General features: G+C 64.4%; 13 protein-coding genes. 6 read left to right on the top strand and 7 right to left on the bottom strand.

The genetic code is table 11. The annotated features are described in order from the left end of the window. Positions 1 to 3 precede the first annotated feature (3 nt). From AC4BBN_RS13875 to AC4BBN_RS13860, 4 genes are all read left to right on the top strand, one after another. Positions 4 to 813 carry a MipA/OmpV family protein gene (locus tag AC4BBN_RS13875; RefSeq protein ID WP_490592553.1) on the top strand — a complete coding sequence of 270 codons (810 nt, stop codon included), beginning with the start codon at positions 4 to 6 and terminating at the stop codon, positions 811 to 813. 305 nt (positions 814 to 1118) lie between these two features. Then, positions 1119 to 2546, top strand: coding sequence for an efflux transporter outer membrane subunit (locus AC4BBN_RS13870; protein ID WP_490592552.1), 1428 nt, complete (start codon positions 1119 to 1121; stop codon positions 2544 to 2546). Further along, positions 2543 to 3682 carry an efflux RND transporter periplasmic adaptor subunit gene (locus tag AC4BBN_RS13865; protein WP_490592551.1) on the top strand — a complete coding sequence of 380 codons (1140 nt, stop codon included), beginning with the start codon at positions 2543 to 2545 and terminating at the stop codon, positions 3680 to 3682. Before AC4BBN_RS13870 ends, AC4BBN_RS13865 begins: the two co-directional genes overlap by 4 nt. Then, a complete protein-coding gene (locus tag AC4BBN_RS13860; protein ID WP_490592550.1) occupies positions 3679 to 6744 on the top strand; it encodes an efflux RND transporter permease subunit in 3066 nt (1021 codons plus the stop codon). Before AC4BBN_RS13865 ends, AC4BBN_RS13860 begins: the two co-directional genes overlap by 4 nt. Before the next feature lie 138 nt (positions 6745 to 6882). On the opposite strand, the gene AC4BBN_RS13855 is transcribed toward AC4BBN_RS13860, so the two are convergent. Both AC4BBN_RS13855 and AC4BBN_RS13850 read right to left on the bottom strand, forming a co-directional pair. Further along, on the bottom strand, positions 6883 to 7191 hold the full coding sequence (locus AC4BBN_RS13855) for a BON domain-containing protein (RefSeq protein ID WP_490592549.1): 309 nt from the start codon (positions 7189 to 7191) through the stop codon (positions 6883 to 6885). A gap of 268 nt (positions 7192 to 7459) precedes the next feature. Next, positions 7460 to 7678: a hypothetical protein gene (locus AC4BBN_RS13850; protein ID WP_490592548.1), complete on the bottom strand. Its 219-nt coding sequence runs from the start codon at positions 7676 to 7678 to the stop codon at positions 7460 to 7462. A gap of 348 nt (positions 7679 to 8026) precedes the next feature. Between AC4BBN_RS13850 and AC4BBN_RS13845 the strand changes: the two genes are divergently transcribed. Continuing rightward, positions 8027 to 8365 (top strand): hypothetical protein, encoded by a 339-nt coding sequence (locus tag AC4BBN_RS13845; protein ID WP_490592547.1) that lies wholly within the window; start codon positions 8027 to 8029, stop codon positions 8363 to 8365. A 188-nt stretch (positions 8366 to 8553) separates the two neighbouring features. On the opposite strand, the gene AC4BBN_RS13840 is transcribed toward AC4BBN_RS13845, so the two are convergent. From AC4BBN_RS13840 to AC4BBN_RS13820, 5 genes are all read right to left on the bottom strand, one after another. Further along, positions 8554 to 8862, bottom strand: coding sequence for a BON domain-containing protein (locus tag AC4BBN_RS13840; protein ID WP_490592546.1), 309 nt, complete (start codon positions 8860 to 8862; stop codon positions 8554 to 8556). Positions 8863 to 9123: 261 nt separating this feature from the next. Beyond that, positions 9124 to 9906 (bottom strand): hypothetical protein, encoded by a 783-nt coding sequence (locus tag AC4BBN_RS13835; RefSeq protein ID WP_490592545.1) that lies wholly within the window; start codon positions 9904 to 9906, stop codon positions 9124 to 9126. Positions 9907 to 10071: 165 nt separating this feature from the next. Beyond that, positions 10072 to 10380 carry a BON domain-containing protein gene (locus AC4BBN_RS13830; protein ID WP_490592544.1) on the bottom strand — a complete coding sequence of 103 codons (309 nt, stop codon included), beginning with the start codon at positions 10378 to 10380 and terminating at the stop codon, positions 10072 to 10074. A 199-nt stretch (positions 10381 to 10579) separates the two neighbouring features. After that, positions 10580 to 12295 carry an FAD-dependent oxidoreductase gene (locus AC4BBN_RS13825; RefSeq protein ID WP_490592543.1) on the bottom strand — a complete coding sequence of 572 codons (1716 nt, stop codon included), beginning with the start codon at positions 12293 to 12295 and terminating at the stop codon, positions 10580 to 10582. 1 nt (position 12296) lies between these two features. Next, entirely contained in the window at positions 12297 to 13091 is a 795-nt protein-coding gene (locus AC4BBN_RS13820) for a shikimate dehydrogenase family protein (protein ID WP_490592542.1), read from the bottom strand. A gap of 125 nt (positions 13092 to 13216) precedes the next feature. Here AC4BBN_RS13820 and AC4BBN_RS13815 point away from each other — a divergent pair, with 125 nt between their 5' ends. Then, complete coding sequence (locus AC4BBN_RS13815; protein ID WP_490592541.1) at positions 13217 to 14038, top strand: IclR family transcriptional regulator; 822 nt, start codon at positions 13217 to 13219, stop codon at positions 14036 to 14038. The last annotated feature ends 69 nt before the right edge of the window (positions 14039 to 14107 follow it).

The following is a 14107-nucleotide window of genomic DNA, read 5'->3' as shown; positions in this document are numbered from 1 at the left end:
ACCATGCTCACATCCTTCTCGTCCCGTAGCCGGCGCTGGAGCGCCCTAGCCCTGGCCAGCGCCAGCAGCATCCTGGGTGCCAACGCCTGGTCCCAGGAATCCACCGACAGCTGGAACTTCACCGCTGGCATGGGTGTGGTCAGCCAGCCCAAATACCCCGGCAGCGGCGACACCAAGGTATCGGCCCTGCCCATGTTCAGCGCCAGCCATGGCCGCTATTTCATCGGTGGGCTGCCCGGTGCGGGCGTACCAGCAGGTGTGGGTGCCTTCCTGGTGCAAGACGAACACTGGCGTGTGGGCGTGGGCCTGGGTGGTAACCTGGACAAGCCGCGCAAAGAGTCAGACTCGGCCCGCCTGCACGGCATGGGCGACATCAGCGCCACGGCACTGGGCTCGGTGTTTGCCAGCTACAGCGACAGCTGGTGGAAGGTGGGCGGCAATGTGGTCACGGACCTGGCCGGCAAAGACCAGGGCACCCGCGCCACGCTGGACCTGGAGGGGCGCTACAGCCCCATGGAGCGGCTGATGCTGACCGCCGGCCCCAGCATCACCTGGGCAGACAGCAAGTACACGCAAACCTTTTTTGGTGTGACCGCAGCGCAAAGCGCAAACTCCGGCCTGGCAACCTACACCGCCAAATCGGGCATCAACTCGGTCAGCTTCAACATCGGCGCCAACTACCAGCTCACCCAGCAATGGGGCTTGGGTGCCCGGCTAAGCGCCAGCAGCCTGCGCGGCGATGCGGCAGACAGCCCGATCACCGAGAAAAAGACACAAGCCACCGTGGGCGTGTTTGCCAGCTACCGCTTCTAAGGTGACGCTGCATAAGTCTCCGCGAGCCTGCGTGCCCTGGATCGGGATGGGATGCAAGGCGCAAACCGCAGACATAGCTTGGGCTATGGCGAGGATTTGCAACGCAGCAGACCGCCCGAGGCCAGGGATGCGCAGACCGCGAGGGACTTGTTCAGCGTTGCCCTAATTGCTATTCAAAATATAGCTGCCTGCGCTGATACCACTGCGCTAGGCGGCTATCCATTCAGTGACACACCAGACATACCCGATAGACATTCGCAACGTAGCATCGGGCTTTCCATTGCGACTCACCGCCACGAACGACCATGCTGTCACCTCCTTTTTTCCCGGGTCGCTCCGTACCGGCGTTTCTGCTCTGCGCCGTACTATCGGCCTGCACCGCCGTGGGCCCGCAGTACCAGGCGCCAAAGCCACAACAACTCACCGTACCCAGCACCTGGCAAGCAGCCTTGCCGCATGCCGGTGACACCGGGCAACTGCTGGCCTGGTGGGAGCAGTTCCATGACGCCACGCTGAACCAGCTGCTGCAGTCCGCAGAGGCCAGCAACCCCTCGCTGCGCAAGGCGGCGGCCAACATCGCCTCGGCCCGCGCCAATGTCAGCACCGCCAATGCCGCCGGCCAGCCCACACTGACCGGCAGCGCGGCCGCCAGCCGAGGCCGCACCACAGGCACCAGCACGACCACCACGACAACCGGCGCGCTGGACGCCAGCTGGGAGCTGGACCTGTTCGGCAGTGTGCGCCGCTCGGTGGAGTCGGCCGACGCCCTGGTATCGGCGCGCCAGGCCGACTGGCATGACGCCCGGGTGTCGCTGGCCGCCGAGGTCGCCACCGACTACTTCACCTACCGCGCTTGCCAGCTGACCCTGGCCAGCACCCAGGCCGACGCACTGTCGCGCCAGGCCACCGCAGACATCACCCGCCGCTCGCTGCAGGCCGGCATGAGCGCAAGGTCTGACGCCGCGTTGGCCGATGCCAGTGCAGCCAGCGCAGCGGCCACCGCCACGGCCCAGCAAGCCAGCTGCGACCTGACGGTCAAGGCACTGGTCACCCTCACCGGGCTGGACGAGCCCGCTCTGCGCCAGCAGCTGGCAGCCCAGTCCCCCAGCCTGCCTACGCCACAGATGTTTGCGCTGAGCACCTTGCCGGTGGCACTGCTCAGCCAGCGGCCCGACCTGGTGTCGTACGAGCGCAGCCTGGCCTCTGCCAGCGCCGAAATCGGCGTGGCCGAGGCCGACCGCTACCCGCGCCTGTCGCTGGTGGGCTCGCTGTCGGGCAGCAAGACGGCGGGCAACGCCAACAGCACCAGCTGGTCCTTCGGGCCTAGCCTGTCGCTGCCGCTGCTCAACGGCGGCGCCAAGCTGGCAGCCGTGGCATCGGCACAGGCCGCCTACGACCTTGCCCTGGCCAACTACCAGCAAGGCGTGCGCAGCGCCGTGCAAGAAGTGGAAGAAGACCTGGTACAGCTAGACAGCGCCACCCGCCGCGAGGCCGACCTGCGCCGCAGCGCGCTGGGCTACCGGTCCTATGCCAACACGGTGGAGTCGCTGTGGCGCGCCGGTGGTGAAAGCCTGCTCAACCTCGAAATAGCCCGGCGCGATGCCATCGCGGCCGAGCAAAGCCTGATCACCGTGCAGCGCGACCAGCTGCTGTATGGCGTGGCCCTGTACAAAGCCGTTGGCGGCGGCTGGTCGGCACAAACGCCGGCAACGTTCTCTGGAGAAGTGAAGTGAAATTGCATAGAAAAACATGGATTGCAGCTGCTGTCATCGTGCTACTGGCCGCTGGTGGCCTGTGGATGGCGAAAAGCCCAGCCCAACCCCCCAGCGCCGCCCCGGCCAGCGCGAATGCCGGCCTGTCCGTCACGGCGGTACAGCCACAGCAACTCAACTGGCGGCGCACCCAGCAGTTCGCAGGTGGCCTGTTTGCCTGGCAGACCGCCAGCATCGCCAGCGAAGAAGCCGGCCTGCGCATTGCCGAGGTGCTGGTAGACGTGGGCAGCGTGGTCCAACGCGGCCAGTTGCTGGCCCGGCTGGCCGATGACAGCGTGCGCGCCGACCTGCGTGCCCAGGAGGCCGCCGTGGTCCAGGCCCGCGCCAAGCTGGCCCAGGCCAAGGCCGAGGCCGACCGCAGCCGCGCCGTGCGCGACAGCGGCGCCCTGTCGGAGCAACAAGTTACCTCCTACGTGATCGCCGAGCAAACCGCCCAGGGCAGCCTGGACGCGGCCCTGGCCACACTGGACACGCAACGCATCAAACTCGGCCACACCCGCATCCTGGCGGTGGATGACGGTGTGGTCTCCAGCCGCAGCGCCGCACTGGGCAATGTGGTGGCATCCGGCACCGAGCTGTTCCAGCTGGTACGCCAGCGCCGCGTGGAGTGGCGCGCCGAAATCACGGGCAAGCAGCTCAGCGCGCTCAAACCCGGCCAGCTGGCCAAAGTCACACTGCCCGACGGCAGCCAGGTACAGGGGCGATTGCGCATCGTTGGCCCCACGCTGGACAGCAGCACCCGCAATGGCCTGGCCTATGTAGACCTGCCGGTAGGAAGTGCCGCCAGCCCCGGCATGTATGTGCGCGGCGAAATCGACACCGGCGATGCTCCGGCCCTGGTGGTGCCGGCCAGCGCCGTGGTGCTGCGCGACGGCAACAGCTATGTGTTCGAAAAAGACGGTGCCGCCAAAGTGGCCCAACGCCAGGTGCAAACCGGTCGCCGGCTGGGTGACCTGGTGGAGATCACCAGCGGCATAGACGCACAAGCCACGCTGGTGCTCAGCGGCGGTGCCTTTTTGAAGGACGGTGACCCGGTGCAGTGGACGAGCCCTGCTGGCACCGCCAGCGCAGCCAGCGCAGCCAAGGGGACTCCATGAACCTGTCGAGCTGGTCGATACGCAACCCTGTCCCGGCGATCCTGCTGTTCATCATCCTCACCGGGGCCGGCCTGCTGGGCTTTCACCGGCTGGGCATACAGAACTTCCCCGACCTCGATGTGCCTACCATCCAGGTGTCGGCCACGCTGGAGGGCGCGGCCCCCGCGCAGTTAGAGACCGAGGTGGCCCGCAAGATCGAGGACAAGCTGGCCTCGGTGGGCGGGGTGGACCACATCACCACCACCATCACCGACGGCGCGGCCAGTATCGTGGTCAGCTTCGACATGGACAAGGACAGCGAGGTTGCGCTGAACGAGGTGCGCAACGCCGTGGACAGCGCGCGTGCCGACCTGCCCACCGAGGTGGCAGCACCGGTAGTGTCCAAGGTCACCCGCGCCAGCAGCGCACTGCTGACCTATACCGTGCAGGCGCCGCACCTGAGCGAGGCCGATGTGTCCTGGTTCATCGACAACGACATCAGCAAGGCGCTGCTGTCCGTCAAGGGCGTGAGCGCCGTCACCCGCGTGGGCGGTGTCACGCGTGAAATGCATGTGACGCTGGACCCGGCGCAGCTGGCCGGCCTGGGCGTGACCGCCGGCAGCGTGTCCAGCCAGATCAAGGCGGTGCAGACCGATGCCTCTGGCGGGCGCGGCATGCTGGGCGGTGCCAACCAGTCGGTGCGCACCCTGGGCCGGCTGGACCGGCCCGAGCAACTGGCAAGCCTGGCCATCCCCGTGACCACCGCCACTGCCCAGCAAACCAGCGTGCGGCTGGACCAGGTGGCCCTGGTTAGCGACACGGCGGAAGAGCGCTTTGCCTATGCCGCGCTGAACGGCAAGTCGGTGGTCGGCTTCCAGGTCAAGCAGCTGATCGGCACCAGCGACGTAGCCGTGGCTGCTGCGGTGCGCAACGCCGTGCAAAGCTTCAACCAAACCCACCCCCAGGTGCAGATCACCGAGGCGGTAGAAACCGTCACGCCCACGCAAGACAACTACAAGGGTTCCATGCACTTGTTGTACGAAGGTGCGGTGCTGGCGGTGGTGGTGGTGTGGCTGTTCCTGCGCGACTGGCGGGCGACTTTTGTGTCTGCCGTGGCGCTGCCGCTGTCCATCATCCCGACCTTTCTGGTGATGTACCTGTGCGGCTATTCGCTGAACCTGATCACGCTGCTGTCGCTGTCCCTGGTGGTGGGGGTGCTGGTGGACGACGCGATTGTGGAGGTGGAGAACATCGTGCGCCACCTGCGCATGGGCAAGACGCCGATGCAGGCCGCGCTGGAGGCTGCGGATGAAATCGGCATGGCCGTGATCGCCACCACCTTCACCCTGGTGGCGGTGTTCCTGCCCACCGCCTTTATGGGCGGCATACCGGGCAAGTTCTTCCGCCAGTTTGGCATCACCTCGGCGGCGGCCGTGCTGGCCTCGCTGCTGGTGGCGCGCCTGCTGACGCCAATGATGGCGGCCTACATCCTCAAGCCTAGCCCCAACCACGTGCAGCACGACGGCCCCATCATGCGCCGCTACCTGGCCATGGTGCACTGGTGCCAAACCCACCGGCGCAGCACGGTGCTGATGGCCGGGCTGTTCTTTGTCGGCTCGGTCTGCCTGGTACCGCTGCTGTCCACCTCCTTCATCAACGCATCGGACAACGCGCAGACCACCATCTCGCTGAAGCTGCAGCCCGGCAGCACGCTGGAGCAGACCCGCGCCGCCAGTACCCAGGCCCAGGCGCTGATCGCCAAGATGCCCGAGGTGCGCCAGGTGTTCACCGTGATCGGCGACTCCACCAGTGATGCCAGCAGCAGCACGGTAAACGAAGCTTCGCTCACCGTCAGCCTCACACCGCGCGGCACGCGGCCACGTTCGCAGGCCGATGTGGAAAACGCCATCCGCCAGGCCCTGCGCGCCCTGCCCGGCACCCGCGTCGGCGTCATGGGCCAGGGCAATGGCCAGTCGCTCGACGTCACCCTGGCCAGTGACGACGCGGCGGCCCTGAACCAGGCCACCGCCGCGCTGACCAAGGACCTGCGCACCCTCAAAGGCATAGGCAATATCACCGACAGCTCCAGCCTGCAGCGGCCAGAAATCCATGTGCGGCCCGACCCGGTGCGCATGGCCGAACAAGGCGTGACCACCACCGACCTGGCCAGCGTGGTGCGCGTGGCCACCTATGGCGACTACGCCACCAGCCTGGCCAAGCTGAATCTGCCGCAGCGCCAGATCCCCATCCGTGTGCGCTTTGACGACAGCCTGCGCTCCGACCTGGACGCCATCGGCCAGCTGCGCGTAGCCGGGCGCAGCGGTGCGGTGCCACTGGCCTCGGTGGCCGACTTGTCGCTGGGCGGCGGGCCTTCGCAGGTAGCGCGGCTGGACCGCATGCGCAACGTCACCCTCAGCATCGAGCTGGGCAGCCTGACCACGGGTGAGGTCAACACGATGGTGCAGGCCCTGCCCAGCATCAAGAACCTGCCCAGCGGCGTGCAGCAGATCGCCACCGGCGACGCCCAACGCATGGCCGAGCTGTTCACCAGCTTTGGCGGCGCGATGCTGGTCGGCATCTTGTGCATTTACGCGGTGCTGGTGCTGCTGTTCCACGACTTCATGCAGCCGGCCACCATCCTGGCCGCCCTGCCCCTGTCAGTGGGCGGCGCGCTGATGGCGCTGCTGATTACCGGCAGCGGCTTCTCCATGTCGTCGGTGATCGGCCTGCTGATGCTGATGGGCATCGTCACCAAGAACTCCATCCTGCTGGTGGAGTACGCGGTGGTGGCCTACCACCAGCAAGGCATGGGCCGCTACGAAGCCTTGGTCGATGCCTGCCACAAGCGCGCCCAGCCCATCCTGATGACCACCATCGCCATGGTCGCCGGCATGCTGCCCATCGCCCTGGGCTGGGGCACCGACCCCAGCTTCCGCGGCCCCATGGCCATCGTGGTGATAGGCGGCCTGATCACCTCCACCGTGCTCAGCCTGCTGGTGATACCGGTGGTCTTCACCTATGTGGACGACCTGCTGCTCTGGCTGCGCCGCCACGTGGGCCGGCACCACCACAGCGCTACATAAAAAGTAGCTGCCAGCGCAGGCGGAACCTGCGCTGCAGGCCTCTTTTATCCAAACCCCAGAACGCAAAAGGCACCTGCCATCCCATGGATGGCAGGTGCCTTTTTTAGATGGCTACGGCCAAAGGCCGCTGGGAAATATTTAGTCGTTGCTATCGGTCGAGAAGGTACGCACTGCGCTGTAAGCGTTGTGCACGCCGGGCACCGTGCTGGCCACATAGCGGGCCTTGGCTTCTTCTTGGGGACCTTGGGCCCAGCCATGCAGGGTGATGCTGCCGTTGTCGGCGGTCACGCTCAGGTCCTTGGCGTCGCTACCGAGCTTACTGCTGAGAGCAGATTGAACTTGGCCTGCCAGGTCAGCGTCATTGCCAGCAGCGTGTGCGGGCAAGAAAGCGCCAGCGGTCAGGGCGAACAGGGCAGAAGCGGCGATGCGGTTGAAAGTGCGTGTCATGGTGAGGTTCCTTTTGGGTTTGCACCGTAACCGGTGCGGTTTGTTGTCGATGGGGTGATCTTCCCAAGCCAGCGCCAACCCCGTGTTGCGGAACCCGGTAGGCAGATTTCAACTGCAATCTAGGGTGAAACCCTAGGCAACGATTTACTATGAAGTTGATAGCTACTTGCGCAGGTAATACCTGCACCAGAGCCATATTTCATCTAAATTTCTCTCACACAAAGCATTTCCCGAAACACGCAATGCTTCGCGCCATACGGACTCCCGCCTATTTGCCGACCCTCTTGCAGGTGGACACTTCCTTGTCGCCGTCCTCGGCCACGTAGAGTTGGCCATTGCGCAAGCCGCTGACCTTGAATGCCACACTGAGTTGCGCCTCGCTGGCGTGCTGGATGTAGATCGTGCAGTCTTTGAGGGTCCAAGAGCCCCCTGAGATTTCGGGTCGATGGTGAAGCCAGGAATCAAACGTGCGTTGTGTGCCGTCCACCCCAAACGCCATTTCCTCGAAGAAGCCCGGCCCGGAACGCCTAGGGCGACGCTGAATAAGTCTTCGCGAGCCTGCGTGCCCTTCCGAGCAGGAGCCAGAGGCAGACAGCCATAGCTGGGGAGCCACGGCGTAAGCTCAGCATGAAATCCCCCCAAAGAAGGCTACGACCTTGGTATGCAGCATCGTTTTTTGTTTGAAAATGCAGTTCAAAAATGACAGGCATGCTGCCAGAGTTTCACTGTATTCCATCTGCGTGTGAGGCCTGTGAAGCTAGCGTAGACGCCGTCGAGCTAAGACGGAATACGGCCAACAGCAGACCTATAGTTGAACGCTCAAATAGAGAACGCAGTGACAAAATTTACTCAAGTAGTGGTTGCGCTTTTTGTTGCGTTCTTGTTCATCGGAGCGGTCTTGATGGCTTCAAACGGAAAGTTTAGTGGCGCCGTTTTCTTGGTCGTAATCGCGATGTTCTTTGTCATAGTTGCCAGAATGGCGACGTTCGAAGCTCGCTACGGCATAGCTAAACCCGAACCTGGGACACAGCGAGCTGACCTCACAACCCAAGTGAAACGCCTATGGAAAGCCCCCGGATTTGAGGGGAAGTTCTACGTGATATTTCTAGCTACTGTCTTGTCAATCTGGCTCGTGCAACAAGTTCTGGGGCTCATTCTGAAAATAGCAAAGTAAGTCCCTTGGGTGTCCGCTTTTGAGAAGGACAAGAGACGGCTGTGGGCCCGAAGCCGTCTTTATGATTACTCCTAAGCGAACGTTAAAACACGGTCGCCCCTAGCCCTCGCCACAAAGCAAAAAGGCCCACAACGCAAACGTTGCAGGCCTTTGGCGAAATCCCTGCCACGAGCGGGCAAAGGTCCAAATTACTCGTTGCTATCGGTCGAGAAGGTACGCACTGCGCTGTAAGCGTTGTGCACGCCGGGCACGGTGCTGGCCACATAGCGGGCCTTGGCTTCTTCTTGTGGGCCTTGGGCCCAGCCGTGCAAAGTGATGCTGCCGTTGTCGGCGGTCACCGTCAGGTCCTTGGCGTCGCTACCGAGCTTGCTGCTCAGAGCGGATTGAACTTGGCCAGCTAGGTCAACGTCGTTAGAAGCTGCATGGGCAGGCAAGAAAGCGCCAGCGGTCAGGGCGAACAGTGCGGAAGCGGCGATGCGGTTGAAAGTGCGTGTCATGGTGAGGTTCCTTTTGGGTTTGCACCGTAACCGGTGCGGTTTGTTGTCGATGGGGTGATCTTCCCAAGACAGCGCCAACCCCGTGTTGCGGAACCCGGCAGGCAGATTTCAACTGCAATCTAGGGTGAAACCCTAGGCAGCCATTTACTATGAAGTTGATAGCTACTTGCGCAGGTAACACATGCGCCAGAGCCACTTTTTATCTAGACTTCCATTTGGCAAACAACTTGCCAACACACAAAGCAGCTCCCGTCACATGGCTCAGCGAGGCGGGTTTTCGAAGTAAGGCAGCAAGGCTGCCGCAGCCTGGATCCTCAGGTGCATTTCTATGCTGGTGTCGCCCATGACATCCAGTAAAAACTGTTTGGGATTCTGCTGCGTTGCAGCGGGCGCCAGATCGCTTGCGCTGCCGCCTTGTTCGCGGGTTGCCAACGCCGCATGAGATGCCGTAGTTTTGGCCACAGCACCCAGCAGGGCCGAGACCCTTTGAAAATCTTCGGCCTTGATACTCCTCAGCCTAGTCAAGATGTCTGCCTGGGCATCCGTGCTGGGACAGATGTCGAGCCAGGGCTCGTCGGAAAACACGGGGGCCAAATCGGGGGCAATGAACGCCGACCACAAGCCGGTGTCTTCCAGGTGCGCCGGAACCATTTTGGCGTGCCGGCCAAGCCCTGGGGCCGACGCATCCACAGCGGGCCACAGCGCAATGCGCCCGGGCGCAATACGACCCAGATAGCGCAGGCGCAGTGACTCCAGGAAGCGCCTCGCCTCAAGCACGGGCACCGGCTCCGCCAGCGAGAACCACAGCTGGTAGCCGTCTGTGCCCGAGACGGCAATCGCCGGTGCGGGCAGTTCCAGATCGACCTGGACGCCTTGCCACACCGCAGATAGAACGCTCCAATCTGCCGGCCGGGCAAGCTCCAGCACCAGCGCCCGAACACCCCCTTCAGGACTGACCAGGCGGGCGCCTTCGGCACGGTCAACTTCGTCCGCAGGGCTACCCAAGAGGTAGAGGCGACGCAATTCGGCTTGCAATCTGTTCATGGCGAGAAATGGACAATCGCTTGCCGCAAAAAGCCTGACTTTACTGGATGCCCATCGCGACGATCAGCCCCCAACTCTTTCCCTCGCCACACGGCAAAAAGGCCCGCAACGCGAACGTTGCAGGCCTTCTTGTTGGAGCATGCTGCGCGAGGCAGCTTGCCCAAATTAATCGTTGCTGTCGGTCGAGAACGTGCGCACGGCGCTGTAAGCGTTGTGCACGCCGGGCACGGTGCTGGCCACATAGCGGGCCTTGGCTTCTTCTTGGGGACCTTGGGCCCAGCCGTGCAGGGTGATGCTGCCGTTGTCGGCCGTTACGGTCAGGTCCTTGGCGTCGCTGCCCAGCTTGCTGCTCAGAGCGGATTGAACTTGGCCTGCCAGGTCAGCGTCATTGCCAGCAGCGTGTGCGGGCAGGAAGGCGCCAGCGGTCAGGGCGAACAAGGCAGAAGCGGCGATGCGGTTGAAAGTGCGTGTCATGGTGAGGTTCCTTTTGGGTTTGCACCGTAACCGGTGCGGTTTGTTGTCGATGGGGTGATCTTCCCAAGCCGCCGCCAACCCCGTGTTGCGGAACCCCGCAGGCAGATTTCAACTGCAATATAGGGTGAAACCCTAGGCAACGATTTACTATAAAGTTGATAGCTGTCTGCGCAGGTATTACCTGCGCTAGAGCCACTTTTTACTTAGATTTCACAGACTGTGCATGGCGCACCGCCAGGTAGGCGAAAACCAGGCCTGGGCCCAGGGTGATGCCGGGCGCGGTGTAGACGCCGCCCATGATGGACTGCATGTCGTTGCCCACGGCATACAGGCCAGGGATGGGGGTGTTGTCTTCGCCCAGCACGCGCGCGTCGGCGTCGGTGGCGAAGCCGGTGGCGGCGCCTATGTCACCCGGGTACAGGCGCACCGCGTAATACGGGGCCTGGTGCAGCGGGCCCAGGTTGGGGTTCTTGCCGCCGGCAGCGGGGTCGCCCATGTTGTGTGAATAGGCGGTGCTGCCGCGCTGAAAGTCTGGGTCCACACCCGTACCGGCATAGCGGTTGATCTGGGCCACGCTGGCCTGCAGGCCTTGCGCATCGATGCCCAGCTTGTGCGCCAGCGCGTCCAGCGTGTCGGCCTGCACCAAGTAGCCGTCGGCCAGAAAGGGCTCCAGCCCCTTGCCGCCGGGGCGCACCATGCCGATGCCGTATGCGTGCAGAGCCACGGCGTCGCAGACCAGGTAGGCGGGCAGATTGCCGGGCTGCTGCATGGCCAGGCCGAACAGGTGGTAGGAGGTGCTTTCGTTCACGAAGCGCCGGCCTGCCTGGTTCACCGCCAGCATGCCGGGCTTGGCGCGGTCCATCATGAAATGCGGGAACACGGCCGTGCTGCCATCTGCGCGCAGGCGCTTCGACACCGGTGCCCAGAAGGCCGGGCTCAAGCCGCCTTGGCCATAGCGGGCACCCACATGCTGGGCCAGGCCGTGGGCCTCGCCGGTGTGGCCGGGCGCAGCCGGGCACCAGTCGGCCGGCACGCCGGGCAGCAGGTCGGCACGCAACTGGGCATTGCGGTTAAAGCCGCCGCTGGCCAGCACCAGGCCAGCCCCCACGCCCACGGTGCGGTGCTGGCCGGTTTGCAGCAGGGTGACTGCGGTAATGCCCTGCGCCTCGCGGTGGATGCGGCGCACCGAGGTGTTCAGCGCCAGCGTCACGTTCGCGTGCTGCGACAGCGAATACAGCAGCCGCCCGACCAGGGCATTGCCCATCACCAGCCGGGTGCCGCGCGGGTGGCGTAGCCGGTCCAGCGCATGGCGGGCCAGCAGCTTGGCGGCGTGCTTGAATGAACGGCAGGACTTGCCCAGCGCCAGCAGGTGGTTGATGTCGGTGCGGTCCACCATCATGCCGCCGAGCACGGTGAACTCGGGGATGGGCGGGCGGATCAAAGCGAACAGATCGCCCAGCAGGCGGCCATCGAACGGCAGCGGCTCCAGCGCGCGGCCATTGAGGGTGGAGCCGCCCAGGTCAGAGATGTAGTCGGGGTGCTTAGGGTAGGCACGGTAATGCACCTCGGATTGCGTTTCCAGCAGCTCCACCGCCTGCGCGCCGTGGTCCAGAAAGGCCTGGCGCAATGTCGCTGGGCTGCGCGCGCCGATGGCGTTGTCGAGGTAACGCTTGGCGTCTGCCAGTGTGTCGGTCGGGTTGACGCTGGCCGCATGCCGCGTGCCCGGAATCCAGGTGGTGCCGCCCGACCAGGCCGTGGTGCCGCCCACGTACTCTGTGCGTTCAACCAGCAAAACCTTCTGCCCGGCAATCGCCGCAAACAAAGCCGCCGCCATGCCCGCGCCGCCAGCCCCCACGACCACCAGGTCGAAGGCAGAGGATTCGGGCAAAGCCGCCAGGGATGGCAGAAGCTGCATGCTATTGCTCCAGCAAAAAGTCCACCATCAGGTCGCGCACACGGCCAAACATGTGGGCGCCGGTCATGGCCTGGCAGCCCTGGGCGCGGGCGGCGGCGATCAAGGGGGTGATGGCCGGCGCGGTGATCACGCAGCCGACGAACATGCTGGCTTGCAGCTTGTCAGCGTCCACCGGGATCGGGTCGCTGGCTTGCATGCCCACCGGGCTGGCGTTGAGCACGATGTCATAACCCGTGGGGTCGGCCGAGCCGTGCGTGACCGGGCATGTGCCCAGGCTGGCCAGGCGGTCCACCAGGGTGCTGCGGCGGGCCGCGTCCGGGTCGAAGATGGCCAGGCTGCGCACGCCTGCCACCACCAGGGCATGGGCAATGGCCGAGCCCGCACCACCGGCGCCGACCAGCAGGGCTTTCTTGCCTGCGGGCTGGCAGCCGTTGTCTTGCATGGCCGACACAAAACCCAGGCCGTCGAACATATCGCCGTGCCAGCTGCCGTCGGGGTTGCGGCGCATGGTGTTGACGGTGTGCAGGAAGCCGGCCCGCTCCGAGGTGGTGGCGCACAGGCCATAGCAAGCGAACTTGTGCGGCACGGTGACGATGACGCCGTCCACGTTTTGCGCCAGCGATACGCCATCCAGCCAGGCAGCCAGCTTGGCGGGTGCCACATGGGCCGGCATCACATAGGCGTTGTGGCCCCGGTCGTGGAAGGCCTGGCTCACGCCGGCGGGTGATTTCACCTGCGCGATCGGGTCGCCCACGATGAAATGCACACGGGTGGCGCCGCTCAAAGGTTCTGACATGCTGAAGTGCTCCGTTGTTCTGGTCAATGCGGCGATCATAAATAAAAGTGGAATACTATTCAACTTTTGAATTTAGTTCTGATTTTGATAAGATCACGCCTTATTGAACCGACGGAGCACGCTGCATGAATGGCGTTTTAGAGAGAACCCTAGGCATCCTGGAGCTGCTGTCCCAGCACGGCGGCGGGCTGGAGCTGGCGGCCATTGCCGACCAACTCGACATCCCTCGCAGCGCGGTACACCGCCTGCTGGCCGACCTGGTGCGCTGCGGCTATGTGCGGCAAACCCGTGACCACGGCGACTACCTGCTGACCACCAAGCTGGTGTCCATGGGCCTGAGCTTCTTGAGCCACACCGGCATCGTTGACATCGCCCAGCCGCTGCTGGACCGCCTGGCCGAAATCTCTGGCGAACTGGTGCGCCTGGCCGTGGTGGACGGCAACCGCCTGACCTGGGTGGCGCGTGCCCAGGGCGCCCGCCAGGGCCTGCGCTACGACCCCGACATGGGCAGCGATGCACGCATCTCCTGCTCGTCCTCGGGCCTGGCCTGGCTGTCCACCATGGAAGACGACGCGGCACTGGCCCTGGTAGCCCAGCAGGGCGTGGGCCCGGTGGAAGAATTCGGCCCCAACGCGCCGAAAACCTTGCAGGAAGTCATGGCCCAGGTACACGCCACACGCGAACGCGGCTACAGCCTGACGCTGGAAACCTACACCCCCGGCCTTAACGCCATGGCCGCGCCCGTGCGCCTGAACGGCCAGCCCGCCTTGGGCACCATCAGCATCGCCGGCCCGTCGGCCCGCTTCACGCTGGAACGCATGCAGGCCCTGGGCGCCGACCTGGTGTCGCTGGCTGCGCAGCTGGCCGCCGCCAGCGGCGCATCGCCTTTCTTCAACCAGCCGCGTGCCAACGCAACGGCGGGTCTAAAGAAAATCTACGCGGCGTAAATATGAAACACCCCCAGGCTTGCCCACTTCGTGTGGCCTCCACCCCCCTTGCAGGGGGCAACACCAGCA

Source organism: Rhodoferax sp. SPJ21 (assembly GCF_058216335.1).
This window is presented reverse-complemented; position numbering and strand designations above follow the sequence as displayed.

Excerpts from the sequence above, each read along its gene's own strand:
- AC4BBN_RS13875 (WP_490592553.1), top strand. The coding sequence starts at position 4 with ATGCTCACATCCTTCTCGTCCCGTAGCCGGCGCTGGAGCGCCCTAGCC.
- AC4BBN_RS13870 (WP_490592552.1), top strand. The coding sequence starts at position 1,119 with ATGCTGTCACCTCCTTTTTTCCCGGGTCGCTCCGTACCGGCGTTTCTG.
- AC4BBN_RS13860 (WP_490592550.1), top strand. The coding sequence starts at position 3,679 with ATGAACCTGTCGAGCTGGTCGATACGCAACCCTGTCCCGGCGATCCTG.
- AC4BBN_RS13855 (WP_490592549.1), bottom strand. The coding sequence starts at position 7,191 with ATGACACGCACTTTCAACCGCATCGCCGCTTCTGCCCTGTTCGCCCTG.
- AC4BBN_RS13840 (WP_490592546.1), bottom strand. The coding sequence starts at position 8,862 with ATGACACGCACTTTCAACCGCATCGCCGCTTCCGCACTGTTCGCCCTG.
- AC4BBN_RS13835 (WP_490592545.1), bottom strand. The coding sequence starts at position 9,906 with ATGAACAGATTGCAAGCCGAATTGCGTCGCCTCTACCTCTTGGGTAGC.
- AC4BBN_RS13830 (WP_490592544.1), bottom strand. The coding sequence starts at position 10,380 with ATGACACGCACTTTCAACCGCATCGCCGCTTCTGCCTTGTTCGCCCTG.
- AC4BBN_RS13825 (WP_490592543.1), bottom strand. The coding sequence starts at position 12,295 with ATGCAGCTTCTGCCATCCCTGGCGGCTTTGCCCGAATCCTCTGCCTTC.
- AC4BBN_RS13820 (WP_490592542.1), bottom strand. The coding sequence starts at position 13,091 with ATGTCAGAACCTTTGAGCGGCGCCACCCGTGTGCATTTCATCGTGGGC.
- AC4BBN_RS13815 (WP_490592541.1), top strand. The coding sequence starts at position 13,217 with ATGAATGGCGTTTTAGAGAGAACCCTAGGCATCCTGGAGCTGCTGTCC.